We start from the raw sequence: 26,452 nt of genomic DNA, 5'->3' as shown, positions 1-26,452 counted from the left end.
ATGATGCTGGTGGTCGGCCTGGGCAATCCCGGCCCGGAGTACGAACGTCACCGGCACAATGTCGGCTTCATGGCGGTGGACGATGTCCACCGCCGGTTCGGCTTCAGCCCCTGGAGGCGTCGCTTCCAGGGGCTGTCCGCCGAGGGGACAGTGGGCGGGGAGAAGATCCTGGCCCTCAAGCCCCAGACTTTCATGAACCTCTCCGGCCAAGCCGTCGGCGAGGCCATGCGCTTCTACAAGATGATTCCCGACCAGGTCGTCGTCTTCCATGACGAGCTGGACCTTCCGGCCGGTCGAATCCGCGTCAAGCGCGGCGGCGGCCATGGCGGGCACAATGGCCTGCGCTCCATCGACGACCATATCGGCAAGGATTACTGGCGCGTCCGCGTCGGCATCGGCCATCCCGGCTCCAAGGAAAAGGTACATGGCTGGGTGCTGTCGAACTTCGCCAAATCCGATGAGGCGTGGCTCGAGCCGCTCCTTGACGCGATGACGCGGGAGTTTCCGCTGGTCGCCGCGGGTGAGCCGGAAAAGTTCGCAAGCCGCGTCGCCCTGCTGATCCAGCCGCCCAAACCCCCGAAAGCGCCGAAGGCTGCTAAGGGCGATCCCGCCGCTTCCACGGACGAATAGCCCGGTTCAGGCCGGAATATCGATATGGCGGCATTGCGTCTCCGCTCTGACCCGAACAGGCGGTTCAGGCCAGCTTCACGATACGGCTGGTGATCCCGGCGCGAAGCCGTGGTAGCGTCTTCTGCATCCTCGCGTAACCGGGCCTCCCGCGCCCTCCTCCCCACGGGTCCCATGCGGATCGTCATCATCGATGACCAGCGTCTGAACATCGCGATTCTTGAAGCCAGCCTCCGTGGCGAGGCTGGGCTGGAGATCGTGTCGTTCGAACGCGGTGCGGAAGCTGTGGAGTGGATTCGGGCGGAGCGGCCGGACCTGGTCTTCGTCGATTACGACATGCCGGAGATGGATGGGCTTCAGGTCGTCGGCGCTTTGCGGGAGGACCCCAGCCTGGAGGACATGCCCGTGGTCATGGTCTCCGGAGTGGAGGAGAAAGAGGTCCGCCTGAAGGCCCTGACTCTCGGCGCCAACGACTTCCTGGCCAAGCCGGTGGACCCCATCGAGCTGCGCGCCCGTACGGCCAATATGCTGCGCCTGCGCCGCCGCTCCCTGGATTTGCGGGAAACCAACCGTTCGCTGGAGGAAGCCCGCGCCCGGGCGGAGGCGGCCCTGGCCGATCTCCGCTCCGCCCAGGATCAGCTTGTCCAGACGGAGAAGCTCGCCGCGCTCGGCAGTCTGGTGGCCGGCGTGGCGCATGAGATCAACACGCCGATCGGCAACGCCCTGACCTCCATCACCTGGACCGCCGACCGGGCGGCGCGGATGAAGGAGGATCTGGCCGCGGGCCAACTGCGCCGCACCGAACTGGCCGATTTTCTGGAGGAGGCCGGCGAGGTCACGCAGCTTGTCCGCGCCAATGTGGAGCGGACGGCGCGTATCGTTCAGGCCTTCAAGCAGATCGCCGCCGACAGTACGACGGACGAGCCGCGCCGGCTGATGCTGCGCGACCATCTTGAGGACCTGCATATCGCCTTCGCCTCGGAACTGGCGAAGGGCGGCCACCGGCTCGTCCTGCAGTGTCGGGAGGAGTTGGAGCTGATCACCCCGCCGGGCGCTTTGACCCGCGTGCTGGCCCAACTGGTGCAGAACGCGATCGCCCATGCATATCCGCACCGGCGCTCCGGCGTGATCACCATATCCGCCAGACCCTATCCCGTCGGGATGGTGCGGATCGAAGTGGCGGATGACGGGCGTGGAATCAGCGGCGAAGTGCAATCGCGGCTGTTCGAGCCGTTCTTCACCACCGCCCGTGGTCAGGGGCATATCGGCCTGGGGCTCGCGACCGTGCACAACCTGGTCCGGCGCGCTCTGGCCGGTGAGATCGAATTGGATACCTGCCCGGGCACCGGAACCCGCTTCCGCATCACTGTGCCGGCGGTCCCCCCCAGCCCCGTGGCATAGATGTCCATACCGGATCGGGCGGCGCGCCATGCGCCCGCTCCCCATCTCCTTTCCCCGAACCGTGCTAAACTCTCGCCCCTTCCGGATCGGAGGTAGAGGCCGTGGACAGCATGGACCGTGGCGCACAGGCGCTGAACGAGATGATGGATGAGCTTGGTCGGCGTGCACGCGCCGCCTCGACACGGCTCGCCATTGCCCCGTCCGACGCGAAGGACAAGGCTCTGCGTGCCGCCGCCGCGGCGATCCGCGCCGGTTCGGAACAGATTCAGGCCGCCAATGCCGAGGATATGCGGGCTGCCCGAGCCAAGGACCTGTCCTCCGCCCTGCTGGACCGGCTGATGCTGGACGGCAAGCGCGTGGAGGCGATGGCCGCCGGGCTGGAGGAAATCGCTGCCCGACCCGATCCCATCGGCGCCGTGCTGGAGCGCTGGACCCGCCCCAACGGCCTTGAGATTTCCAAGGTGCGCGTGCCGCTGGGCGTTATCGCCATCATCTATGAGAGCCGTCCCAACGTGACGGCCGACGCCGCAGCCCTCTGCTTGAAGTCGGGCAATGCCGCCATCCTCCGCGGCGGGTCGGAAAGTTTCCAATCCTCCCGTGCTATCCTGGCCGCGGTGCACGAAGGGTTGCGCGCGGCGGGACTGCCGGAGGATGCGGTGCAAGCCGTGCCCACCACCGACCGCGCCGCCGTCGGCCGACTGCTGACCATGACGGAGCATGTGGACGTGGTGATCCCGCGCGGCGGCAAATCCCTGACCGGCCGTGTCGCGGCGGAAAGCCGGGTGCCGGTGATCTACCATCTGGACGGCATCTGCCACGTCTATGTGGACCGTGCGGCGGATCTGAAGATGGCCCGGAACATCGCGCTGAACAGCAAGATGCGCCGCACCGGCATCTGCGGAGCCATGGAAACGCTGCTGGTGGACCGCCCCGTGGCGGACAGCCATCTGCGGCCGATCCTGGACGATCTGATTGCCAATGGCTGCGAAATCCGCGGCGACGAAACCGTGCAGGCCATGGACACGCGGGTGAAGCCCGCCACGGAGGAAGATTGGGATACCGAGTATCTGGACGCCATCCTGTCCGTGCGCGTGGTGGACGGCATTGACGAGGCCATCGTCCATATCGGCCGCCATGGCAGCCATCACACCGACAGCATCGTGACGGAGGACGCCGATACGGCGGCGCGTTTCCAGACCCGCGTGGATAGTGGTATCGTCCTCTGGAACGCCTCCACCCAGTTCGCAGATGGCGGCGAGTTCGGCTTCGGGGCGGAGATCGGCATCTCCACCGGCAAGCTCCACGCCCGCGGCCCGGTCGGGGCGGAGCAGCTCACCAGCTACAAATACGTCGTCCGCGGCAGCGGCCAGGTCCGGCCCTGACAGCGCTGGCATGAACAGTCACATCTGGATACGTCCACGCCGCCTGACCGGCCGGGCCTGGGCCGGGCGGACGGTCGGCCTGCTGGGAGGATCGTTCAACCCCGCCCATGCCGGCCACCGGCGCATGAGCGAGTTGGCCCTGCAGCGGCTTGGCCTGGACCAGGTCTGGTGGCTGGTCAGCCCGCAGAACCCGCTGAAGTCGGCTGCGGACATGGCGGCGCTCGATGTCCGGATCGAGACGGCCCAGGCCAGGGCCGGCGATCCGCGCATTATTGTCACGGCGCTGGAGACGGAGCTGGGAACACGCTATACGGCGGAGACGTTGGCTCAATTGAAACAGCTCTATCCCCGCACCCGCTTCGTCTGGCTGATGGGGGCGGACAATCTGCTGCAGGTTCCGCGGTGGAAAGGATGGCGCTCAATCTTTGGGATGGTGCCGGTTGCAGTCCTTCCCCGCCATCCCTATTCTATTCGGGCGCTTGGCGGAAAGGCTGCCAGGCTCTTCGCCCGATACCGGGTGGACGCGGATCGGTCGCGTCGGCTTCCCTTGATGGAGCCGCCGGCCTGGGTTTTCCTGGACGGTCCGTTGCACCCGGCTTCGGCCACCGAAATCCGACGCACAGGCGATGCCCGTGCCTGGATTTCGAAACGCAAGGATCAGAGGTGAGAACCATAACTACCGCACACGACACCGGCACCAACATGGGGTCCCCGATGCCGCATCTCGCGGCCGACCTGCCGGAGCGCATTCGCGATCTCGTCGTCCAGTCTCTCGAAGATGACAAGGCGGAAGACACCGTCGTCATCGACCTCCAGGGCAAGACCAGCCTCGCAGACTTCATGGTGGTGACCACTGGCCGCTCCGCGCGTCAGGTGGGGTCCATGGCCGACCACTTGCTGGAGAAGCTGAAGGCGCTCGGCGTTGCCGGCGTGGAGGCCGAGGGTGCGCCCCAGTGCGACTGGGTGCTGATTGACGCAGGCGACGTCATCGTGCATCTGTTCCGCCCCGAGGTCCGCGCCTTCTACAACATCGAGAAGATGTGGGGCGTGGAGCCGCCGGCTTCGCTTCTGAACGCCGGCCCGTCGGAATACCTGCCCACCTGACGGGGCCGCGGACGGGGAACGATGCATGCGCCTGTGGCTTGCCGCCGTCGGGCGGGCCAAGCCCGGCCCTGCGCGCGACCTGTTCGAGGAGTATCAGGGCCGCCTCGGCTGGCCCCTGACCCTGCGGGAGGTCGAGGTCAAGAAACGCGTGGAAGGGGAGGAGCTGAAGCGGCTGGAAGCCGAGCTTCTCCTCGCCGCGATACCTGCCGGCGCCAAACTGGTTGCCCTGGATGAGCGGGGCCGTGCGTTGCCCTCATCGGATTTTGCCGCCCGCATCGGCGCTTGGCGCGACCAGGGCACGGCGGACATCGCCTTCGTCATCGGCGGAGCGGATGGTTTGGCAGAGGAGGTCCGCCGCCGGGCCGACCTTCTGCTCGCCTTTGGCCCCATGACATGGCCGCACATGATGGTGCGGGGCATGCTGGCCGAGCAACTCTACCGCGCGCAGCAGATACTGGCTGGTCACCCCTATCACAGAGCCTGACGGCTCATTCCGTCAGCGGTCAGCTTGACGGTTCACCACGGCGCTGACCGGCGCCAGCACGACTCCACGCTCCCGCAGCCCTTCGGCCCAGAGGACCAGGCGCTCCATCGTAACCGGCAGCGCCTGCGCGAAGCCGACGGCAGCTCCGTTGGCCTTGGCCAGCCGTTCCAGTTCCGCCAGCTGTGCGTCAATCCCGGCGGGCGAGGCCATCCGGTCCACCTGGATGTCAGCCACCGCCCGTGGAAGCTTGATCTCCGTCGCGATCCGGGTGGCTTGGCTTTCAGCCACTGGCCGACTGTCCACATACAGCAGCCCTCGCCGCTGAACCTGGTTCAGGATCGGCCGCAGATTCTCCTGACGCGTCAGGAAATAGCTACCGGTGGTACTGGTCAGCCCGACATACCCGGTGGCCGCCGTCATCGCGGTCTCAAGCCGGCTGATGTTCCGCTCATCCCCTAGATTGGTCAGGAGTGTGCCCGGCCCGGGGTCGTTGGCGGGAAAGCCAACCGGCTCCATGGGAACTGACAGCAACACCTCATGCCCGTCCGCCCGCGCCTTGTCGATCTGCGCCTGCAGATCGGCGGTCCCCGGCACGAATGCCATGGTCACCGCGCCAGGCAGCCGGGCGACGGCGCTATCGGTTGCCTTGGAAGACAAACCCAGTTCCGCCACGACGATGGCGACCCGCGGGCGGCCATCCTCCTGCGGGAAGGGCCGGGCATAGTGCTGCCAGGGAGCGGTGCCGTCCGCCGCCACAACGGGCAGCAGTCCGGCCGGACCGCGCTCCAACATCGCCTCATTGCGCGAGGGCGCCAGTTCAACCGGCAGATCGACGGGGTCCACCTCCTCTGCCGGCGCAACCTCGGGGGGGACCACCGTAGCAGCCACCGGTTCCTGGAAGCGCGGCGTCCCGTCAGGAAGCAGTACTGGAGCCACAACCGGCGGCAAGGGATCGAGCCGGCTGACAGTCTCCTCCGCCGTGAGTGCCAGCCAGACCAGCAGTCCGGCGCCGGACAGCATAACCATACCGAAGGCGAGCGAAACGGCGCTGAGACGCCGGCTCTTGCGCCTCCCCGGGGCTTCCAGGGCCAGATAACCGTCCGGCGCGGCCGGCTTGCGTCTGCGGAGGAGCTTCAACGGGTTGAACGACGATTGCCGGCCACACCTGGGGGCAGCCGGCGGGACATCGTCCAGGGCGGAATGCTCGGCGGTTCCGCGACGCACGCCGAAGCGTTGGGCGAGCACCGCGGCGCTGCCGGAAAGCGCCAGATCCGGATCACCCGGATCGAACGCCGCTCCGGCTGCCGCCTTGCGTCTGAACTGAAAGCGGGCCAATTCTCAGACCGATATCAGTTCAGCGGCTTCGCCTGCGCGAACAGGCTGACCCCGCGCAGCAGGTCCACGGCACGCGCCAGCTGGTAGTCGAAGGGCGGCTCGTTGGGCTGCCCCTGGGCGGTCGTCGCCTCGGGCGCCGCTGGCGCTTCCACCTCACCGCCCGTCGGAGCTGGCGGCTGCACCTCGGAAGTCGGGCCGGGAGCGGGAGTCTGCGTTTGCGGCTGAACTTCGCCCTGCGCGGGCGGCGTCCCCTGCCGCTCCGGATTGCTCAGGGAATGGCGGAGGTCTGCTTCGCGGCGGCGCTGCCCCTCGGCGATCTCTTCCAGCTTGGCCGGATGCACCTCGATGTCCGGGGTGATGCCGAGCTGCTGGATGGACCGGCCGGACGGCGTGTAGTAGCGCGCCGTGGTCAGCCGCATGGCGCCGTTGCCCTGTAGCGGAATGATCGTCTGGACCGACCCCTTGCCGAAGCTCTGGGTACCCAGAACGATGGCGCGGCGATGGTCCTGCAACGCCCCGGCCACGATCTCCGACGCGGAGGCGGAGCCGCCATTGATCAGAACGACGACAGGCTTGCCTTTCGCGAGGTCACCCGGCTTGGCATTGGCGCGCTCACTGTCGGCGCTGTCCCGCCCGCGGGTGGAGACGATCTCGCCGCGCTCCAGGAAGGTATCGGAGACGCTGATCGCCTCGTTCAGCAGGCCGCCGGGATTATTGCGAAGGTCCAGCACATAGCCGACCAGATCATCCCCCAGATCCTCCTCCAGCTTCGCGATGGCCTTTTCCAGGCCGGGCTGGGTCTGCTCGTTGAAGCTCGAAATGCGGATATAGCCGACGTTCCCGGCTTCCACGCGATAGCGGACGGACTGCACCTTCACCACGGCGCGGGTCAGATTGTAGTCGATCGGCTCCTGCACCTCGGGACGGCGGATGGTGACCTTGATGCTGGTGCCGACGGGACCGCGCATCTTCTCCACCGCCTCGTTCAGCGGCAGGCCGACGATGCTCTCGTCATCGATGGCGACGATGTAGTCGCCCGGCAGGACGCCGGCCCGGTAGGCCGGGGTATCATCAATGGGGGAAACGACGCGGACGACCCCCTCCTCCGTCGTGACCTCGATGCCCAGCCCGCCGAACTCGCCGCGGGTCTGCACCTGCATATCCTGGAAGCTGTCCTTGTTCAGGAAGCTGGAATGCGGGTCCAGCGAGGTCAGCATGCCGGAGATGGCCGCCTCGATCAGCTCCTCGTCCGTGACCTGCTCGACATACTCGGAGCGTACGCGCTCGAACACGTCGGCGAACAGGTCAAGCTGCTTGTAGGTGTCTGACTGGACCGCCTGCTTGCCCTGCGCGCCGGCGCAGGCCGGAGCAAGCATGAGCAGCGAGACCGTTGCGACCGATGAGAGGAGCTTCTTCATATCAACTTTGCCCTTTGCCGTCGGAGGACGAGACACCGTGCATGGGGTTGATCGGCTGACCACCCCGCCGCAATTCGAAATACATGGTGGGCGTGCCGTCCGATGACAGCGCTCCCAGGGGTTCCCCCGCCAGCACATGCTGACCCACCTGACCATCGATCCGCCCCAGACCTGCCAGCAGGGAATGATATCCACCGGCATGTTCCAGGATCAAGATAAGCCCGTAGCCCTTGAAAGGTCCGGCAAACATCACCGATCCCTCCAGCGGGGCGACGACATCCGCGCCAGCGCGTCCCTTCAGCGTAAGGCCGCGGCTGGTCACCCCGAATCTGTCCTGCTCGCCATAGCGCGTCACGACGTCTCCGCCCACGGGCAGGATCATTCCTCCGGATTTGGACATTCCGGGGGCACGTTTCATCGCCTCGGCGCGTTCTTTTGCCCGGCGTTCCCGCTCGGCCTGCGCCTGGGCTTGCCGCGCAGCCTCTTCGGCGCGCTGCCGCTCGGCGGCGGCACGCCGCTCCGCCTCGACCTTGTCGATCAGTTCCTTCAGATCGCCCGCTTGCCCGGCCAGCGCCGCGAGCCGGGTGGACAGGGCCTGCCGCTCACTGTCGGTGCTTCTGTACAGTTCCTCGCGCCGCGCGGCCAGCTTGGCCGTCTCCGCATGCCTGCGGTCCAATGCCGCCGCGGCCGCGGCCACCTCTTCCCGCTGTGCAGCCAGTTCCGTGCGCAGACTGGCCAACTGTTCCAGTTCCGCCGCAAGCGCGTCCGCCCGCTCCTTCAGTTGCGGCACCGCGGCGCGCAGAAGCAGCGCGCTCTTCAGTGTTCGGGATGGCGGTTCCGGCCGCGCGATCATCGCTTCCGGCGGCATGCGGGACAGGCGTTGCAGGGCCGCCAGCAGCTCTGCCAGGGCGGCGCGGTCCGCTTCGATCCGGGCACTGCGCGCCGCCTCGTCCGCGTCAAGCCGGGCCAGCTCGGTCTCCAGCCGGTCCAGCTCCTCTCCCTTGGCGCGGGCCTCCGCGGCGGCGGAAATCAGGGATGCGCGCAGTTCCGCGAGTTCCTGCTCCAGCGCCTCGGCCCTGGCGTCCAGCTTGGCCCTTTCCTTCTCCCCGGCCTGAAGATCCCGCTCAACTTGGCGGAGCCGGTCCTGCGTATCGACAGCTGGAGCAGCGTTGGCGACGCTCATCGAATGGATGCCGGCAGCCAGGGCCACCGCCATGACAAACGGACCGGGGACAGGGAAGCGTCCAGGATGGCGTTCGCCATTTCCCCGCCGTCTCCGCCTTATACCCTGGTCCGGAATCCTGCCCATCCGCCGTCCTGAATCCGCTACGTCCGGCAACTCTGCTGGCGCGCGATGCCATGATAGGGCCGTCGGTGCCCCACGTCATCCGGGGATCGTTGCACCGATATGAATAACCCCTCCACCTAAGCGGCCCCAGGGTTAAGGAAATCTTGCCTGCCCCGCCGCGCAATCGGATGAGCCCGCAGCGGGCTCAGCCTGTCCGGTTCGGCTGAGCCGCGTACCGTTCAGGACCGCTTTCTGTCGGCCATGCCCTCCTCTTCGGCCGTTTCGGCTGCCTGCTCCGTGCCAGACTCGAAATAATGGAGCCTGAACAAGGGTCGGAACGGGGGGATCACATGGACATGCGCGCGAACGTCGTGGCCGATGCGATTGCGGTGGAAGAGCGCTGGTGCGCCCGGAACTACAAGCCGCTCCCAGTGGTGATCAGCCGCGCCGAAGGCGTGTGGATGTGGGATGCCGACGGCACCCGCTACCTGGACATGATGAGCGCCTATTCGGCCGTTAATCTCGGCCATTCCCATCCGCGCATTCTGCACGCCCTGACGGAGCAGGCCGCCAAGGTCGCCGTTGTTTCCCGCGCCTTCCATACTGATCGGCTGGGTCCATTCCTGGCGAAGCTGTGCGAGCTGACCGGGCTCGACGGCGCCTGCCCGATGAACACCGGGGCGGAAGCGGTGGAAACCGCGATCAAAGCCGCCCGCCGGTGGGGCTACCGGGTCAAGAACATCCCTGAGGGCCGGGCGGAGATCATTGTCGCCAGGGGCAACTTCCATGGCCGCACCACCACCATTGTCGGCTTCTCCAGCGAGGCGGAGTATCAGGACGGCTTCGGCCCCTTCGCCCCCGGATTTCGGCTGGTGGATTATGGCGATGCCGACGCGCTCGAAGCTGCCATCACGCCCGATACTGCCGCGATCCTGATCGAGCCCATCCAGGGCGAGGCTGGGATTGTCGTTCCGCCGACGGGCTATCTGCGCCGGGTCCGCGAAATCTGCGACCGACAGAATGTCCTGATGATCCTGGACGAAATCCAGTCCGGCCTTGGCCGCACCGGCAAATGGTTCGCCTATCAGCATGAGGATATCCGCCCGGACGGCCTCTGCCTCGGCAAGGCGCTGGGCGGCGGGGTGCTGCCGGTTTCCGCCTTCGTGGCGCGCCGGGATGTGATCTCCCAGTTCGTGCCGGGCAACCACGGCTCCACTTTCGGCGGCAACCCGTTGGCCGCCGCCGTGGGGCTGGAAGCGCTGAATACCATTGCCGACGAGAAGCTGGTGGAGCGTTCCGCGGAACTGGGCGCGCACATGATGACGCGGCTGTCCGCCATCAACTCCCCGCTGATCGCCGGCGTGCGCGGCCGCGGCCTCTGGGTCGGGGTAGAGATCAACCCGACCCTCGCCACCGCGCGGTCGGTCTGCGAGGCGCTGATGCGCAACGGCGTCCTCTCGAAGGAAACCCACGACACCGTCATCCGCTTCGCTCCGCCCCTGGTCATTTCGGCAGAGGAGCTGGACTGGGCGATCAACCGCTTCGAGGAGACGCTGAGCGCCCTCTTCCTGGCGGATGCAAAGGTGCCCGCCTAGGGCGCCCAACCAACAAAGACACGACACCAGACGAAGGCTGAGCCCCAGGAGGGACCATGGCAGACACAAGGCACGCCGCCCCGCGCGCCCGCATCATGATGTGCGCGCCCGACTATTTCGAAGTCAGCTACAGCATCAATCCTTGGATGCATCCCGACGACTGGAACAGCCGGCGCGACGAGCTGACGGGCCGCTCCGCCGACGGCTGGTCGCTCCTGCGCCATAAGCTGGAACAGCTCGGCGCCGCCATCGAGCTGGTGCCGCCGGCCGACGGTCTGCCGGACATGGTGTTCACCGCCAATGCCGCCGTCATCCTGGACGGCAAGGCCCTGAACGCCACCTTCCGCTTTCCGGAGCGGCAGGGCGAAACGCCCCTGTTCCGGAAGGCCTTCGATCAACTGGCCGCCCGCGGCATCCTGACGGAGGTGCATGACATGCCCGCCGGGGTGCATCTGGAGGGAGCCGGGGATTGCGTGCACGACATCAATCGGGAGACCTTCTTCCTCGGCTACGGCTTCCGCTCAGACCGGGAGGCAGCGCCGGTGGTGGCGGAGCTGTTCGGGGAGCAGGTCGTGCCGCTGGAACTGGTTGACCCGCGCTTCTACCACATGGACACCTGCCTGAACCCGCTGTCCCGCGGCCATGTGATGTGGGTGCCCTGCGCCTTCAGCCGTCAGGGACAGGGCCTGATCCGGGAGATCGTCGGCGACGAGAACCTGATTGAGGTTCCAATGGAGGATGCGGAGAAGCTGGCCTGCAACGCCGTCAATCTGGGCGACGATATCGTGCTGGCCGAGGCGTCACAGCGCATGAGGTCCATGGTGGCGGAGCACGGCTACACGACCCATGAGGTGCCGATCCGCAGCTTTGGCATGTCCGGAGGCTCCGCTTGGTGCCTTGTCCTGCGCCTGGACCGTCATTCCAAGCGTGGAGCACGGGCCGCGCAGCTTGAACTGGCGGAGGCCGGCGACTGACCGGTTGCACGGGCAGGCGAAGGACGGCGGAAGGCTTCCGCCGTCCATTTCGTGTGCCCGAAGCCTCCTTCGTGCTAGTGTCCCGCCCATGCGGCGAAAGCTCGACCAGATCGATATCCGGATCCTGAAGGAACTTCAGCAGGACGGCCGGATCACCAATCAGGCCCTGTCCGAACGGGTGGGCCTGTCACCCCGTCCCTGCCTTGAGCGTGTGCGGCGGCTGGAGCGGGACGGGCTGATCCTCCGCTATCAGGCCATGTTGGACCTGCGGAAGCTTCAATCCTGCATCACTGTGCTGGCCCAGATCGCCATGGAGCGGCAGGGCCAGGCCCATCGCCAGATCTTCGAACGCCGCCTTGCCGATACGCCGGAGGTGGTGGAGTGCTTTGAAGTCAGCGGAGAGTTCGACTACATCGCCAAGCTGGTCTGTCCGGACGTGGACGCCTATCAGGCGCTGACCCAGGGCTGGATCGATGACGGGGAGCTCGGCGTCTCCCGCGTCACCAGCAACATCGTGCTCCGCCCCGTCCGTGAGCTGGCCCCCCTGCCGATCTTTTCGGATGAGGGCTGATCAGGGCCCGGCGGCGTCCCACGACAGTTCGTAGGTGACCAGGTAGCCGTCATGGTCGGACAGCTTTTCCCCGTCAAACGGTACATCGAACATCGCCTCCACCCGCACCGGGCGCACATGGACGCCGACGCCATCTGCGAAGCCCTGAAGGTCCTGCGTGTCCAGCCATGGCGCGTCCCCGTCCCAGGACATGCGGACATCGCAATCCGTGGTGATGACGGTGCAGTAGTAGCGGACAACGGTGCCAGGCACGTTCATGGTCTTGCGCGCATAGCGCAGGTCGGAGCCCCGGGTGTTGAAATCCCCGCCATAGATAAAGGGCCAGTCCGGACGGAGATGCCGGCCCAGGAAGATGTGGATCTCATCGAGCTGGCGGGCGTGGGCTTTGTGGGTCCGGTCGATGGGGACGCGGGAAGCCCCTCTCGCATTCAGGTGCGTGTTCATCACCTGGATCGGTTCGGGCACGCCAGGAATGGCGATGGTCGCCATCATCACGCCCTTGTTCGCCAGACAGTCATAGCCGGCGCAACTGTTCCGGCCGAACGGCGTCATCTCGACAGCCTGGATCGGGTAGTTGCTGTAGATATAGAGGCCGCTGGACACGAGCTTGCCGATTCCCTCCCCCTTCCAGAACCGGCGACCGGCCATGAACTCAGGATTCTGCAGCGGGGTTTCGATGGTCAAGTCGTCGCCCGCCTTGGGTCCCCGCACCCAGTTGGGATAGAGCCCCCGAATGCCGATATGGCCGGCCTGCGACGTGAACGCCTCTTGTAGGAGCAGGAGGTCCGGCGCTCTGCCCTCAAGCTGCAACCGGCGCAGATCGTCGCCGATGCGGTCCAACGCCCAGCCCCGACCCCATCGCACCGGCCAGGGCAGACCCGCGACATTGTAGATCAGGACGGACAGGGTCGTCTTCCGGCGCCCCGTCCCGGAGTCCTGGATGATTTCCGGGGTCCTGGTTGCAAGCTGGGGCAATGGCGCCGGTGTCGGATGCTTCCCGCAGGCGGCGAGAGCCGCGAGCAGAAGGGCAGCCGCCACCATTCTCATGGCGCGGGGCAGTGAAAACATCGATCAATCTGGTCTTCGTGGAGCATGGCCCGGGGCCGGTCCCCGTCCTTACCCCACATGGCCGGATGTGGCAATCGGGCGGGAGGGTCGGCCCCAGCCGTCTCCCCGCCCTGAGCCCCGCGAAGCGCCGTGGCGCTCAGCTCTTCTGGGCCAGGCTCCAGCCGATCTCCGCCGTTGCCTGCGCGACCTGGCCATAACGTTGCGCCCGCCTGTCGGCGGCATTGCCGGCCAGGGCGCGGGCATAGACGCCCTGGCAGATGCTGGCGATACGGAAGAAGCTGAAGGCCAGGAAGAAGTTCCAGTCCGGAATGCCGCTACGGCCGGTGCGGCGGCAATAGGCGTCCAGATACTCATCCTCCGACGGGATGCCCTCCGCCTTGAGGTCGATGCCCATCAGGCCGGGAAACTCCTTGACGCCGGCCGGCAGGTGATAGGCCATGCAGTTGTAGGCGAGATCGCCCAGCGGGTGGCCCAGCGTCGCCAGCTCCCAGTCCAGGATGGCGGCGACCTGCGGCTCCGAGCTGTGGAACATCAGATTCCCCAGCCGGTAGTCGCCATGGGCGATGGTGGTCTCGTTCCCCGCCGGGATGTGCTCCGGCAGCCAGGCCATGAGCCTGTCCATGGCCGGGATTTCATCCGTCTTGGCCGCGACATACTGCTTCGACCAGCGATCCACCTGACGGGCGATGTAGTTCTCCGGCTTGCCGAACCCCTCCAGCCCCACCGCCCTCCAGTCCACGGAGTGCAGGGCCGCCAGAGTGGCGTTCATGGCGTCGAAGATCGCGGCGCGCTCGGCCGGCCGCATGCCGGGCAGGGTCACGTCCGCGAAGACGCGGCCGTCGATGAAATCCATGACGTAGAAGGCCGTGCCGGTGACCGACGCGTCCTCGCACAGCAGCCGGGCTTTCGGTACCGGCGCCGGCGTGCCGGCCAGGGCGCGCATGGCCTGATATTCCCGCTCCACCAGATGGGCGCTGGGCAGCAGCTTGCCGGGCGGCTTCTTGCGGAGCACGAATTTCGCCCCCGCCGCATCCTCGATCAGGAAGGTCGGGTTGCTCTGCCCGCCCTGGAACTGGCGGATCGAAGCCGGCGTGCGGAAGCCCTCCAGATGGCGAGATAGGTAGGCTTCCAGGGCTCCCTGGTCGAATCGGTGCTGGTCCAGGATGTCGATCAGGACGGCGCTGCTCATCCCTGCTTCCCTTTCAGATCACGGTCGGGTCGGCGATGGTGGCGCCGCCATCCACCATGATGAGCTGCCCGGTGACGAAGCGCCCTGCGTCTCCCGCCAGCATCAGGGCGACGCCGGCGATTTCCACCGGCTTGCCGAAGCGGCCCAGCGGAGCCCGGCTCATCACCGCTTTGGCGATATCCGGATTGTCGGTCAGGGCCTTGGCGAAATCCGTCTCGATGATGCCGGGGGCGACGGCGTTGACGCGCACATTGTACCGTCCGTACTCCACCGCCAGATTCTTCACCAGCGCCGCCTCCGCCGCCTTGGACACGCCATAGGCGCCGATTACCGGATTGCCGCGCACCCCGGCGATGGAGGAAAGCACGATCACGGACCCGTCCTTCCGCTCCGCCATCTGCGGCATCACCATGTTGCAGATCTGCCAGGTGCTGCGCAGGTTGGTGCCCATGATCTTGTCCCAGGCCTCATCCGTGACGCTGCCCAGCGGACCGTAGACCGGGTTGATGGCGGCATTGGCGACCAGGATGTCGATCCGGCCCCAGGCCTCCATCGTAGCAGCTACCAACCGCTCCAGCTCTTCCTTGCGGCCGATGTTGCAGGGGACGGAGATGGCCTCGCCGCCAGCCGCAATGATCTCATCCCGCACCCGGTCGCAGGCATCCTGCTTGCGCGACGAGATCACCACCTTGGCGCCAACCTTCGCATATTCCTCGGCGATGGATTTGCCGATTCCCCGCGAGGAGCCGGTGATCAGCGCCACCTTGCCGGTAAGGTCGAAAAGCGGATGCATGTCTGAGCGTTCCTTCCTGGATAGTTTCTTCTTTTCTGTACGCGTCCGCAGCCGTTACCGCGCCGTCAGCCCGCCATCCACGACGAACTCGGCGCCGGTCACGAACCGGCTCTCGTCGGAGCAGAGATAGACGATGATGTGGCCGGCATCCTCCGGCTCCCCCATGCGGCCCAGCGCCGAGGCGCTTTCCAATGCCCGTTCCATGCGGGCCGGATCGGGCGCGCCGTCGATCATGCTCTGTACCATGGCCGTCCGCAGGAAGGACGGATGCACGGAGTTGCAGCGGATCTCGTACTTGGCCTGGGCGCAGTAGACGGCGATGGACTTGGTCAGCAGCCGCACCGCTCCCTTGGAGGCGCAATAGGCCGGCAGGGTCGGAGCGCCGATCAGGCCAGCGACGGAGGACAGGTTCACGATGCTGCCGCCGCCTGTCTTCTTCATCGCCAGGATGGCGTGCTTGCAGCCGATGGCCACGGCTTCGACATTCACGGAATTGACGAAGCGCATCTCCTCAATGGTGATCTGCTCAATCGTGTTCATCGAGCCGACGCCGGCATTGTTGACCAGCCCGTCCAGTCGGCCGTGCCGCGCCACGACGTCGGCGACGATCTCCTCCCACCGCCGCTCATCCGTTACGTCCTGGGCGTGGAACTCGACGCCGTTCCCGACCTGCTCAAGCGCGGCAGCGCCGCCATCGGCATTACGGTCAGTCATGATGACCTTTGCGCCCTGTTCCGCCAGCAGCCTAGACGTAGCAAGGCCGATGCCCGAAGCAGCGCCCGTCACCAGAATGACCTTGTCCTGTACCCGCCCCGTCATGAGCGCCTTCTCCCCTGCCATCTTGTAATTTCCGCCTGCCCGGCTCCAGGAGAACCGGTTGGCGGAGCTGGGGCTGAGCGGCATGGCGTCCGTTCGAATATCCCCCAACGCACCTTATAACATGGCAGGAAGGCCTGAAAGCCTATTGGACGCGCCTCATACCGTTACATCGAATGTGTTGGCCGGGACCTCGTCCCCCATTGTCCTCCGATAAGCGCGGTCGGCTTCGGCAAAAGCCTGGGCCGCCGCCTTCTGACCAGGAAGCGGCACGAGGGCGCGGCCGGACGGGTTTGCAGGAACGCACGCGGGCACGGCGACGCCCTCCGCGGTCGGGGCGGAATATTCAATCCGTTCAGGGGCCTCCCACACCGCCACTGCCCGACAGCTGGCGACAGGCACCGGGAGCCGCCTTTTCCAGTCTTCGTGATTTTCCATGCAGGAAGCTTAGCCGGTGCGGCCGCAACCGGGCCGGCGCGGGGGCCTTAGCGAGGAGCGAAGGCGCGGCACCACTGCCATGGGTGCCGGCGTTACTGTGGGATAGGAGGCGCAAAGGGAGCATGCAATTCCTATCTCCCCCGCTGCTGCACCACCCCCTTCTTGCAACCGGAAAAGAAAAGCCCCCGGCGCTCGCGACGCCGGGGGATCTGGCCGATCTGTGATCCTGCTGAAGAATCACTGGGCCTCGGTCACCTCACAGCCCTGGCCCCACTCGCTGCAGTGACGCAGCGCTTCGGACCGGGCGGCCTCAATGCTGGAGGCGCCGGCGACCCAGCCCCAGGCGCCGTCCTGGGAGGTGGCGAGCGCCTTGGGCGACTGCGCCTGACGGAAATCCTGGACCGCCTCCTCGCGCAGCCCGCCCATCGTGGAGGTGTTCATGCTGCGCAGGGCCTCTGCCACGCCCGGGCCGGCGGCGACCATGGGCTCATCATTCATGGACACGACTTGGCAGTCGCCGGTGTTGCTGACGCTCTGGCAACGGCGAACGGCTTCCGACATCGCCTGATCGGCGCTGCCCTGCCCGCCATAGAATCCGTAGGCCCCGTCGGAAGCGACGGCGAAAGCCTTCGGGTTGGAGAACTGGCTGTAGACGGTGAAGGCGTCCCGGCCCTGGGAGGACAGGTTGGCAATCGCCTCCGGCTGATCCTGGGCCATGGCGGGCGCCGCCGCGAGAGCGGCGAGCGAAGTCAGAAGAAGAATCTGTTTGCGCATGGTTCTGCTCCTCATCATCCGGCATCGATCCGGTTCGGTGCATCCAACTGGCGGTTACTGGGCGCTCGCGGCCTGGAACCCGCCGGCGGCGGGAATCGTGATCGCCACGCGCCGGTTCTGCTGCTCCGGAACGCCGTCGCCGGTCGGCACCGCCGGGTCCTGCTCGCCCTCCCAGGAGAGGTCGATGATCTGGTTCTGGATGCCCAGGTCGGTCAGTGCCTGCGATACCGCCTCGGCCCGACGCTGGGAGAGGCCCATGTTGTAATCGGCAGGGCCGGCCGTGTCGGTGTGGCCGACGACATTCACTTGACCGATGTCGTTCTCCCGGACCATGCTGGCGAGGTCGTTCAGCTTGGTCCGCGCATCGGAGCGCAGCTCGGCGCTGTCGAAGTCGAAATAAACCTGTTCGAGCACGTCCTGAGCCGGAGCTGCCTGCGCTTGCCCCTGACGCAGGGCCGCGTCATAGCCGGCGGAGTAGGAGTAGTTGCCGGACTGCTGACCGGACTGTTGCGCAGCGGCGCTGCCCGCCGCGAAAAGCACCAGACCGGACAGCATGGCGGCCGGCACGGTCGCGCAGAGTTGCTTCGGGACACGCATGGGGTGTTCCTCCGAGTGGGTGAGTCTCATTGCTGACACGCGCCGCTCCTTTCGGGTGCGCCGTGCCTCGTGCCATGAACCACCACATCAGGGCATGAGTTCCCATCTTTCGGGGTGGCACCCCGGCAGGATGGGATAAATCCAGCTCGCCTCGCCCGCCCTGGCTTACATCGATCCAATTGGCGAATACCCGCATCCAACCACCCGATCCGGTGGAAATATCGGCCCGGCGTCCTCATGCGCTGCATGAAAACGAAAAGGGGCACCGCCGTCCGGCGGTGCCCCTTTCGAGTTGAATGGCTACGTTCCGGTCTATTCGACCTTGCGCTTGGTCAGCCCCTCGAGCTGCTGCTGCAACTCGTCCAGGCGCTTCTGCAGCTCGTCGAACTTCTCTTCCGCCTGGGAGCCGGCCGCCTTACGCGAGACATCTGATGCCGCCGCGGAAGCAGCGGAATCACGTCCGGCCTCCTTCATCGCGCCTTCCACCCCGCTGAAGGGGCTGAACATGCGCATGGCGCGCTCGAACATGGCGATGTTCTGCTTGCTCATCTCCTCGAACGTGCCGAACGGGAACATCCCGCCGAACGCATTCTGGAAATAATCCCGCATCTTCTCCTGATTCGAGGTGAAGGATTGCATGGAGTGTTCCAGATACCGAGGCACCAGCCACTGCATGTTGTCGCCGTAGAAGCTGATGAGCTGACGCAGGAACGGAATCGGCAGCAGGTTCTGGCCCTTTGCCTCTTCTTCCACGATGATCTGGGTAAGGACGGAGCGGGTGATGTCGTCTCCGGTCTTCGCGTCGTAGACCACAAAATCGGTCCCGTCCTTCACCATCTGGCAGAGATGGTCAAGAGTGACGTAGCTGCTGGTGGCTGTGTTATAGAGGCGCCGATTGGCGTACTTCTTGATTGTCACCGGTGCGGGTTTGGATTCTTCTTTATCAGCCATGAAGGCGTTTCCCCCAGCATGTGCATGGTGCGACCTATAGAATTACGCTATTGCACCATTGCAGTGCAAGCATTGCGCAGGAGTGCCTTGAATTTCAGCAGTTTCGCTAATGCTGCGCAGCCACCAACGGAATGCTAAGCTATTCACATGACTGGACAAGATCGCGATCCCCCCTCGATGGAGGAACTGGCCCGGCGTTATCTGGACCTGTGGCAGGACCAGTGGGCCGCCATGTACGCCGATGGCGGCATGGCCGATGCCATCGCCAGGACGGTGCAGGGTCTTGGACAGACCGCATTGATGATGAACCCTTTCCTGGCCGGCGCTGCGGGCAAGCCGCCGGGCTGGCCCCCCGGATTTACGCCGGGCGCGACCCCCTCACCGCGCGACAGGAGCGTTTCCGATGACGATGCAGCCGGGCGGCCAGCCACCTCGACGGCAGGGACCGCGCCCGCTGGGGCTGCATCTGACGACGGCGCTGACCGTGCTGCTGAGCTCGCCCGCCGGATTGCCCTTCTTGAGGAACGGATCGCTTCCCTTGCCGCCCAGCCTGCGCCAGCGGGCGCAGGAGCTGGCAAGCGACCTCGCGGCAAGCGACCCGGATGAGCTGGCCCGCGTCGTCGACCGCGAGATGCGGCGACGGCTCGACCTGCTGCTGACCGGAGTTGAGCGGTACCGCCGCCATACCTATCGCAGGAACGTGGAGGACCCTCCCGCCATCTGGCAGGAGGGGCGGAGCAGGCTGCTGGATTTCGGCGGAATCGGGGGAGCCGGCGGGATGCCCGTGCTGTTCGTTCCGTCCCTGGTGAACCGCGGCTACATCCTGGACCTTTCCGCCAGGAAAAGTCTGGCGCGGTGGCTGACGGGGCGCGGCATGCGGGTATTCGTGCTGGACTGGGGTGCGCCGGGACCGGACGAACGACCGGCCGGACTGGACGAATTCATCGCCGGACGGCTGCTGCGCGCGGCCGCGGCCGCCAAGGACGCGGCCGAAGGTCAGACACTGGCGGCGGTAGGCTACTGCATGGGCGGTCTGCTGGCGCTCGCGGCGGTACAGCAGCGGCCGGACCTGTTTAGGTCTTTCGTGGCCCTGGCGACCCCCTGGGACTTCCACGCCGACGACCCGGCCGCCGCCACGCGCGTTGCCGCGATGCTGCCGGCGCTGGAACCTGCTCTGCGCCTTGCCGGAGAGCTACCGGTGGACGCCATCCAGACACTGTTTGCGGCCCTGGACCCGTTGCTGGTTCTGAAGAAGTTCAGCCGCTTCGCTCGGCTCGATCCCGCATCGCCGGAAGCGGAGGAGTTCGTGGCCCTGGAGGACTGGCTGAACGACGGGATCGCCCTTCCGGCCGATGTCGCGCGGGATTGCATGGAAGGTTGGTACGGTCAAAACACGCCCGGCCGGGGGATGTGGAAGATCGCAGGTCGCCCGGTACGCCCGGAGCAGTTGCGTATGCGGAGTCTGGTAGTCGTACCGTCGCGAGACCGCATCGTACCGCCAGCCTCCGCCGCGGCGCTGGGCGCGCTGATCCCGGAGGCGGAGATATGGCAGCCCAACCTGGGGCACATCGGCATGATCGTCAGCGGCAACGCACCGCAGACGATCTGGGAGCCTCTGCATCGCTGGCTTGCTTCCTGACTGGTCATGCCGGGGCGGCCAGAGCCTCACTTATCCGCATCGCGAAGGCTTCCGCCTCCCCCGCCCCGTAATCCCGGTGAACGCCGCTGCCCCAGACGGGTCCGGGCCATGCGGGATCATCCCTGCGGCGGGCGACGACATGCACGTGCAGCTGCGGAACCACATTGCCCAGCGCCCCGACATTCATCTTGTCCGGCGCCGCCAGCCGCTCCAGCGCCTGCGCCGCCAGGGCCATTTCTTCCATCAGCCTGAAGCGGTCGGCCGCAGGCAAATGGTGGATTTCTGTGGCAGCGACGCGGCGGGGGACAAGGATCAACCAGGGAAAGGCCGCGTTATGCATCAGCAGAACCCGGCAAAGGGCCAGATCCGCAACGAACAGCGTGTCGGCCGCGAGCCTTGGGTGCAGTGCGAAACTTGTCCCATTCTGGTCATTCGGCACATTGTTGGATTGTGATGTCATGATCGCCAATTCTACGTCCTGTCCAGTTGGGCTGCGCAGCTGTCCGGGTTTTTTCTTTTCGGAGTGCGAAAAACGCAAGACTGGCGCAGAGAAGTCCCGCTGGACGCATTGATCTGGGTGCATAAGTATTAGTCTGTTCGGCGAGAGCGCCGGATGCTGCCTTATGGCTGGATCCGGCGATAATCGCCATGCAGGTTCCACATTATCACCGTAAACGGCGCCTATATCCGCCGTCCAGACCGGGCGTTCGCACCGCAGCATCGGTGGGACGGATGTGCGGAAGGCGGCCGGGGGAATGCGACCGGCAGGGGCAAAAAGGTCAAGGGAACGCTGATCCACATGCGTAAGATAATGGCGTTGCGGGCGACGGCATGGGCCGTGCTGTTCCTTCTGCTGGCCGGCAATATGCTTGCCTGGGCTCTGAGCAACCGTCCCTCCACGCCGGAGCGGCCGTGGTCAGGCATTATCGCGGGCGTCGGCTTCACACCGTACCAGACGGACCAGAACCCGCAGGAAGGGCGGCACCCCTCGCGCGAGGACATCGCCAGGGACCTGGACGTGGTTGCGCCCTACGTGAAATCGGTGCGCACCTATTCCGCCCTGAACGGTCTGGAACAGGTCCCCGAGCTGGCGGCCGAACGCGGCCTGCTGGTGACGGCAGGCGCCTGGATTTCCGGCGACCGCGGCGCCAACGAGGCGGAAATCAACAGCGTCGTCCGCATTGCCCGTGGCAATGAGAATGTCCGCCGCCTGATGGTGGGCAATGAGGTGCTGTTCCGCGACGATATCCCGGTCGAGGATCTGATCGAGTATATCGGGCGCGTGAAGCGGCAGGTGGACGTTCCAGTCTCCACGGCCGAACCGCCCTATGTCTGGAAGGAGCATCCGGAGCTGGCGGAGGCGGTGGATTTCATCACCATCCACCTGCTGCCCTACTGGGAGAAGGTGCCGATCTCCGAGGCGCTTGATGCTGTCCAGAACAGCTACAATGAGATCAAGGCGCTCTACCCCGACAAGCATGTGCTGATCGGCGAGGTGGGCTGGCCGTCCGACGGCGCCTATCGCGGCGGGTCCGAGCCCAGTCTGGTGAACCAGGCCGGCTTCATCCGCGGCTTCCTGAACCTGGCGGGGGAGCAGCGCTGGGACTTCTACATCATGGAGGCCTTCGACCAGCCCTGGAAACGGGTTCTGGGCGGCCCCGTCGAGGCGAACTGGGGCATCTGGGATACCAATCGGAACCTGAAGTTCCCGATGCAGGGCGGCGTCTTCGAGGTGCCGAGCTGGCCGGTGCTGGCCGCCATCTCCACCCTTCTGGCGGCCCTGCCCCTGTTCTGGTTCGTGCTGCGGCGGGATGACCTCAAGCCCGGCGGACAGCTCTTCTACGGCGCGCTGATCCAGGCCACGGCGTCCGCGCTGGTCTGGACGGGGGCGGAGGCCATGACGGCCGGCATGGGCACCATGTCCACGGTCGCCTTCTCCATCCTGCTGACCGCGCAGGTGATCCTGCTGGCGGTGATGCTGATCGACGGGCTCGAGCTGACGGAGGTGGTGTGGTCCGCGAACTGGCGGCGCAAGTTCCAGCCGGTTCGCGGGGACATATCGGGCTATACGCCCAAGGTCTCTATCCACATTCCCTGCTACAACGAACCGCCGCACATGGTGATCCAGACGCTGAACGCGCTGGCCGCCATGGGCTATTCGAACTTCGAAGTCCTGGTGATCGACAACAATACCAAGGATGAGGAGGTCTGGAAGCCGGTGGAGGAGCATTGCCGCAAGCTCGGCCCGCATTTCCGCTTCTTCCACCTGCCGAAATGGCCAGGCTACAAGGCCGGCGCGCTGAATTTCGGCCTGCAGGTCACCGCCCCGGACGCGGAGATCGTGGCGGTCATCGACAGCGACTATCAGGTCAAGCCGGACTGGCTGTGCGCCACGGTTCCCTACTTCCAGAACCCGAACATCGCCTTTGTCCAGTCGCCCCAGGATTATCGCGAGTGGAACGGCCATCCCTTCCAGCGGATGATCAACTGGGAGTACCAGGGCTTCTTCCATATCGGCATGATCCAGCGGAATGAGCGCAACGCGATCATCCAGCACGGCACCATGACCCAGATCCGGAAGAAGGTTCTGATGGATGTGGGCATGTGGGCGGAGTGGTGCATCTGCGAGGATGCGGAGCTTGGCCTGCGCCTGTTCGAGGAGGGGTATGAGAGCGTCTACATGCCGGACAGCTTCGGCCAGGGCCTCGTCCCCGATAGCTTTGCCGGCTACAAGACCCAGCGCTTCCGCTGGGCCTATGGCGCCGTGCAGATCATCAAGCGGCACTGGCGGGAATTCCTGCCCAGCGGCAAGAAGCTGACCTTCGGGCAGAAGTACCATTTCGTCACCGGCTGGCTGCCCTGGTTCGCGGACGCCGCCCACATGGCCTTCGTCGTCGGCGGCATCATCTGGTCCATCGGTCTGCTGCTGCCCTACTGGCTGCCCGACAATCTGGCGCGCTATGCCGCCGGCATGTTCGAGCTGCCGCCCACCGTGTTCCTGTTCCCTACCCTCTCGGTCTTCTTCTTCAAGGTGATCTGCGGGCTGTGGCTGTACGAGGCGCGGGTCAACTGCTCCTTCCTGGACAAGGTCGGGGCCGCCGTGGCCGGCATGGCGCTGACCCACACGGTCGGCCGCGCCGTCTGGCAAGGCCTGTTCACGGAGGGCCGGCCCTTCGTCCGCACGCCGAAGTGCGAAAATCAGCCGGCTCTTGTGCAAGGCTTCCAGAACGCCAAGGAAGAGACCTTGCTGATGCTGGGCCTGTGGGTGACGGCCGGGCTGGTCGCTTGGTGGATCGGCGGCGAAAACCGCGACGCCTATATCTGGTCGGCGATGCTGGTCGTGCAGTCGCTGCCTTATATAGCCGCCCTGGCGGTGAGCTGTCTGAACGTCCTGCCGCTCGGCCGGCAGGAGGAAATGGTCCCGGACGCGGCAATGCCGAAGCTCGGCGCCGACTGACGGATAGGGCGGGCCGCTACAGGCCCGCCCTATCCCGCACCTCGTCCAGCGCCGACATCACAATGTCCGGCGCAAAGTAATGCAGCATGTGCCCGAGTCCGGGCAGCAGGTGTAGCTGGGTTCCAGGCACCGTCCGGGCCAGCCGCTCCGCCTGGTCGTGGGCATCGAGCACGATGTCGCCTGTTCCGGCGATGGTCGCCATCGGCGCTCTGATCAGCCGGTACTGTCGCGGCAATGCCGCCATGGAGGGCAGGTCTGTCAGGATTTCCTGCGACGTGGAGCGGATCTGCACCGGGCGCGCCAGAAGCCCGGCCGGGGTCGCCGCGAGAAAGCTCCGCGGCACTTTCTGCGGTCGGAATGCCTCTTCGATCACCTTCCCCATTCCCATCCGCCCCAGCACGGGGGAAATCGTCCGGTTCAACACCGGAAGTCCCTGGAGAAGGCCGAGCAGGCCGAACCCGACCGTGGCCGCCGTCGCCTTGGGGAATGCCTGCGGCGCCAGGGTGACGACGCCTGCGACCTCGTCCGGGTAGCGGGCCGCATAGGCCAGCGCCACGGCTCCGCCAAACGAATGGCCCATCAGGATCGGCCGCTGGATGCCCAGCCGCCGCACCGCTTCGCGCAGCAGGTCGGCCTGATGCTGCGGGGCCATGTGGAAGGGATATTCGCTGCTGTACCCGTGCCCCGGCCGGTCGAAGCTGATGCAGCGGTAGCGCCGGCGCAGCCGCGCGCCCAGCGGTCCTTTCGACATGTCGCCATGCAGGTAGGCGGCGCCATGGAACAGGACCAGCGGCGGGCCGCTTCCCTGCTCCACATAGTGCAGCCTCCCGCCCCCGACCTGCACGAACCTTCCTTCCGGAGGATGGCGTCGTTCCGCCTGTCGTGTCCGACGAGCGGTATCGAGCCAGAGACCCGCAAGAATGCCGGCTATGAAGGCTGAGCGTCCGGAAATGCGCGGGATGCCGGAACCAGCCCGGCGCGGAAAAAGGATATCAGCGGTCATCTCTGGATAACCGCTCGAAGCCTTACCCGTCTCGTCTGCTCCGCCTGGGTGGTCGGACCCTACCTCCAAGAGCTTGAGCGCCAGCTAATGTGCGCCGTGGAACTGCGGTTTGGCGCTGCCGTTCAATGGTGTGAACCGCGGACCGGCTCGACGACCGGAGAATCCAAGCGGGGTACGCAGGCAGGGAGAAGCCCGATGCTCGGCGCCAGACCGGATCGGCACGCAAGCCGCCAGGGCGCGGTAGGTCCCGGCATGTCCGGCGACGCCGGAGGAACCGCAACACCGGATCGGTCGGTCCTGGCCGCCCGCTTCCGCCGGGTGCGCGGCAACAGCGGACTGCTGGCGTCGCGCCTGACGCCCGAGGATCAACTCGTCCAGTCCATGCCAGAGGCCAGCCCGGTCAAATGGCATCTCGGACACACCTGCTGGCTTCTGGAGAAGCTGGTGCTGGAACGCTTCCTGGTCGGCTACACCGCTTTCGACGACCGGTTCACCTATCTGTTCAACGCCTTGAAGGAACCAGCGGAAACCGCCCACCCGGCCGCCTCCCGCCATCTGCTGAGCCGCCCGGCCCTGAGCGACGTCAGCCGCTGGCGGGAACATGTGAACGCGGCGGTGATGAGACTGATCGAAGAAGCGTCGACGGGCATCTGGCCCCAGATCGCCGGCTGGATCGAACTCGCCCTCACCCATGAGGAGCAGCATCAGGAACTGATCCTATCCGACATCAAGCATGCCTTCTGGTCCAACCCGCTGCGTCCCGCCTATCAGGAAAGCCAGCCGACGCCGCTGACTTCCGCCCCTGGGCAGAGTTGGATCGCCCATCCGGGAGGCACAGCCGAAATCGGATATGGCGGCGCCGGCTTCAGCTTCGACCTGGAGCAGCCGCGGCATCCCGTCATCCTGCCGCCCTTCCGCATGGCCGGCCGGCTGGTCACCTGCACCGAGTACCAGGAATTCATGGAGGATGGGGGCTATTCCACCGCTTCCTTCTGGCGGCCGGAAGGCTGGGCCTTGGCCCAGCAGGAGGGCTGGAAGGCTCCGCTCTACTGGTTCAAGCATGGCGGCCTCTGGCACCAGTTCACCCTGTCCGGCATGCGGCTGGTCGATGGGGAGGAACCGGTCTGCCATCTGAGCTGGTTCGAGGCCGACGCCTTCGCCCGCTGGTCCGGCAAGCGCCTGCCGACGGAGATGGAATGGGAGGTGATGGCCGCCGGCCATCGCCGTACCGGCAATCTGCTGGACTATGGGCGGCTGCATCCCGTCACTGCCGCCTGTGCCGGCGAGGGTCCCTGGCAGATGTATGGCGACGGCTGGGAATGGACGCAGAGCCCCCTGACCCCCTACCCCCGCCACAAACCGGGACCGTTCGCAGTGGGCGAGTTCGCCATGCCGCGGCTGGGCGCCGGCCACATGGTCCTGCGCGGCGGCAGCGCCCTCACGCCCGGCGAGATGATCCGCGCCACCTACCGCCACCACCTCGCCCCCGGCAGCCGCTGGCAGATGACCTGCATCCGGCTGGCGGAGGATGCGTGAGATGAGCCGGCC

Annotated in this window: 24 protein-coding genes; 12 read left to right on the top strand and 12 right to left on the bottom strand. The window is 66.1% G+C overall.

The window, feature by feature from the left end:
* From pth to rlmH, 6 genes are all read left to right on the top strand, one after another.
* Positions 1 to 630, top strand: a complete 630-nt coding sequence (gene pth / locus DOL89_RS04415; RefSeq protein WP_119678043.1) for an aminoacyl-tRNA hydrolase — start codon at positions 1 to 3, stop codon at positions 628 to 630.
* 171 nt (positions 631 to 801) lie between these two features.
* Positions 802 to 2,028 carry a sensor histidine kinase gene (locus DOL89_RS04410; protein WP_119678042.1) on the top strand — a complete coding sequence of 409 codons (1,227 nt, stop codon included), beginning with the start codon at positions 802 to 804 and terminating at the stop codon, positions 2,026 to 2,028.
* 110 nt (positions 2,029 to 2,138) lie between these two features.
* Positions 2,139 to 3,410 (top strand): glutamate-5-semialdehyde dehydrogenase, encoded by a 1,272-nt coding sequence (locus DOL89_RS04405; RefSeq protein ID WP_119678041.1) that lies wholly within the window; start codon positions 2,139 to 2,141, stop codon positions 3,408 to 3,410.
* 10 nt (positions 3,411 to 3,420) lie between these two features.
* On the top strand, positions 3,421 to 4,077 hold the full coding sequence (locus tag DOL89_RS04400) for a nicotinate-nucleotide adenylyltransferase (RefSeq protein ID WP_119678040.1): 657 nt from the start codon (positions 3,421 to 3,423) through the stop codon (positions 4,075 to 4,077).
* A gap of 47 nt (positions 4,078 to 4,124) precedes the next feature.
* Positions 4,125 to 4,514, top strand: a complete 390-nt coding sequence (rsfS, locus tag DOL89_RS04395; RefSeq protein ID WP_119680244.1) for a ribosome silencing factor — start codon at positions 4,125 to 4,127, stop codon at positions 4,512 to 4,514.
* 25 nt (positions 4,515 to 4,539) lie between these two features.
* On the top strand, positions 4,540 to 4,998 hold the full coding sequence (gene rlmH, locus DOL89_RS04390; protein WP_119678039.1) for a 23S rRNA (pseudouridine(1915)-N(3))-methyltransferase RlmH: 459 nt from the start codon (positions 4,540 to 4,542) through the stop codon (positions 4,996 to 4,998).
* Between the two features lie 12 nt (positions 4,999 to 5,010).
* Here the strand turns inward: rlmH and DOL89_RS04385 are convergent, their stop codons facing one another.
* The 3 genes from DOL89_RS04385 to DOL89_RS04375 are packed head-to-tail and all read right to left on the bottom strand — an operon-like array spanning position 5,011 to position 8,967.
* The gene (locus DOL89_RS04385) at positions 5,011 to 6,333 is read right to left on the bottom strand and encodes a divergent polysaccharide deacetylase family protein (protein ID WP_119678038.1); all 1,323 of its coding nucleotides are present in this window, start codon (positions 6,331 to 6,333) and stop codon (positions 5,011 to 5,013) included.
* Positions 6,334 to 6,347: 14 nt separating this feature from the next.
* Positions 6,348 to 7,751 (bottom strand): S41 family peptidase, encoded by a 1,404-nt coding sequence (locus DOL89_RS04380; protein WP_119678037.1) that lies wholly within the window; start codon positions 7,749 to 7,751, stop codon positions 6,348 to 6,350.
* A gap of 1 nt (position 7,752) precedes the next feature.
* Positions 7,753 to 8,967 (bottom strand): murein hydrolase activator EnvC family protein, encoded by a 1,215-nt coding sequence (locus DOL89_RS04375; protein WP_225889889.1) that lies wholly within the window; start codon positions 8,965 to 8,967, stop codon positions 7,753 to 7,755.
* Positions 8,968 to 9,395: 428 nt separating this feature from the next.
* Here DOL89_RS04375 and rocD point away from each other — a divergent pair, with 428 nt between their 5' ends.
* The 3 genes from rocD (at position 9,396) to DOL89_RS04360 (ending at position 12,179) form a co-directional block, all read left to right on the top strand.
* A complete protein-coding gene (rocD, locus tag DOL89_RS04370) occupies positions 9,396 to 10,634 on the top strand; it encodes an ornithine--oxo-acid transaminase (protein WP_205574640.1) in 1,239 nt (412 codons plus the stop codon).
* Between the two features lie 56 nt (positions 10,635 to 10,690).
* Positions 10,691 to 11,608: a dimethylarginine dimethylaminohydrolase family protein gene (locus DOL89_RS04365; RefSeq protein ID WP_119678035.1), complete on the top strand. Its 918-nt coding sequence runs from the start codon at positions 10,691 to 10,693 to the stop codon at positions 11,606 to 11,608.
* Between the two features lie 88 nt (positions 11,609 to 11,696).
* The gene (locus DOL89_RS04360) at positions 11,697 to 12,179 is read left to right on the top strand and encodes an Lrp/AsnC family transcriptional regulator (RefSeq protein ID WP_119678034.1); all 483 of its coding nucleotides are present in this window, start codon (positions 11,697 to 11,699) and stop codon (positions 12,177 to 12,179) included.
* Here the strand turns inward: DOL89_RS04360 and DOL89_RS04355 are convergent, their stop codons facing one another.
* The 7 genes from DOL89_RS04355 to phaR all read right to left on the bottom strand — a co-directional run bounded on the left by DOL89_RS04355 (position 12,180) and on the right by phaR (position 18,805).
* Entirely contained in the window at positions 12,180 to 13,247 is a 1,068-nt protein-coding gene (locus tag DOL89_RS04355) for an endonuclease/exonuclease/phosphatase family protein (protein WP_162937325.1), read from the bottom strand.
* A gap of 136 nt (positions 13,248 to 13,383) precedes the next feature.
* Entirely contained in the window at positions 13,384 to 14,436 is a 1,053-nt protein-coding gene (locus DOL89_RS04350; RefSeq protein ID WP_119678032.1) for a phosphotransferase, read from the bottom strand.
* Positions 14,437 to 14,449: 13 nt separating this feature from the next.
* Positions 14,450 to 15,229 (bottom strand): SDR family NAD(P)-dependent oxidoreductase, encoded by a 780-nt coding sequence (locus DOL89_RS04345; RefSeq protein WP_119678031.1) that lies wholly within the window; start codon positions 15,227 to 15,229, stop codon positions 14,450 to 14,452.
* Between the two features lie 54 nt (positions 15,230 to 15,283).
* Positions 15,284 to 16,132, bottom strand: coding sequence for a glucose 1-dehydrogenase (locus DOL89_RS04340; protein ID WP_225889888.1), 849 nt, complete (start codon positions 16,130 to 16,132; stop codon positions 15,284 to 15,286).
* 588 nt (positions 16,133 to 16,720) lie between these two features.
* The gene (locus tag DOL89_RS04335; RefSeq protein ID WP_119678030.1) at positions 16,721 to 17,257 is read right to left on the bottom strand and encodes a DUF4189 domain-containing protein; all 537 of its coding nucleotides are present in this window, start codon (positions 17,255 to 17,257) and stop codon (positions 16,721 to 16,723) included.
* 54 nt (positions 17,258 to 17,311) lie between these two features.
* On the bottom strand, positions 17,312 to 17,854 hold the full coding sequence (locus DOL89_RS04330; RefSeq protein ID WP_205574639.1) for an OmpA family protein: 543 nt from the start codon (positions 17,852 to 17,854) through the stop codon (positions 17,312 to 17,314).
* Between the two features lie 312 nt (positions 17,855 to 18,166).
* Complete coding sequence (gene phaR, locus DOL89_RS04325; RefSeq protein ID WP_119678028.1) at positions 18,167 to 18,805, bottom strand: polyhydroxyalkanoate synthesis repressor PhaR; 639 nt, start codon at positions 18,803 to 18,805, stop codon at positions 18,167 to 18,169.
* A 403-nt stretch (positions 18,806 to 19,208) separates the two neighbouring features.
* On the opposite strand from phaR, the gene DOL89_RS04320 reads away from it, so the two are divergent.
* Positions 19,209 to 20,444 (top strand): alpha/beta fold hydrolase, encoded by a 1,236-nt coding sequence (locus DOL89_RS04320; RefSeq protein WP_162937324.1) that lies wholly within the window; start codon positions 19,209 to 19,211, stop codon positions 20,442 to 20,444.
* Between the two features lie 4 nt (positions 20,445 to 20,448).
* On the opposite strand, the gene DOL89_RS04315 is transcribed toward DOL89_RS04320, so the two are convergent.
* Complete coding sequence (locus DOL89_RS04315) at positions 20,449 to 20,904, bottom strand: HIT domain-containing protein (protein WP_119680240.1); 456 nt, start codon at positions 20,902 to 20,904, stop codon at positions 20,449 to 20,451.
* Positions 20,905 to 21,243: 339 nt separating this feature from the next.
* On the opposite strand from DOL89_RS04315, the gene DOL89_RS04310 reads away from it, so the two are divergent.
* Positions 21,244 to 23,901, top strand: a complete 2,658-nt coding sequence (locus DOL89_RS04310) for a glycosyltransferase (protein WP_205574638.1) — start codon at positions 21,244 to 21,246, stop codon at positions 23,899 to 23,901.
* A gap of 16 nt (positions 23,902 to 23,917) precedes the next feature.
* On the opposite strand, the gene DOL89_RS04305 is transcribed toward DOL89_RS04310, so the two are convergent.
* Complete coding sequence (locus tag DOL89_RS04305; protein ID WP_162937323.1) at positions 23,918 to 24,745, bottom strand: alpha/beta fold hydrolase; 828 nt, start codon at positions 24,743 to 24,745, stop codon at positions 23,918 to 23,920.
* Positions 24,746 to 25,099: 354 nt separating this feature from the next.
* Here DOL89_RS04305 and egtB point away from each other — a divergent pair, with 354 nt between their 5' ends.
* A complete protein-coding gene (gene egtB / locus DOL89_RS04300) occupies positions 25,100 to 26,440 on the top strand; it encodes an ergothioneine biosynthesis protein EgtB (protein WP_225889887.1) in 1,341 nt (446 codons plus the stop codon).
* Positions 26,441 to 26,452 lie beyond the last annotated feature (12 nt).

Source organism: Indioceanicola profundi, assembly GCF_003568845.1.
Taxonomy (GTDB): domain Bacteria; phylum Pseudomonadota; class Alphaproteobacteria; order Azospirillales; family Azospirillaceae; genus Indioceanicola; species Indioceanicola profundi.
Note: the sequence above shows the minus strand (reverse complement) of the source record. Positions and strands in the feature narration are given on the sequence as shown.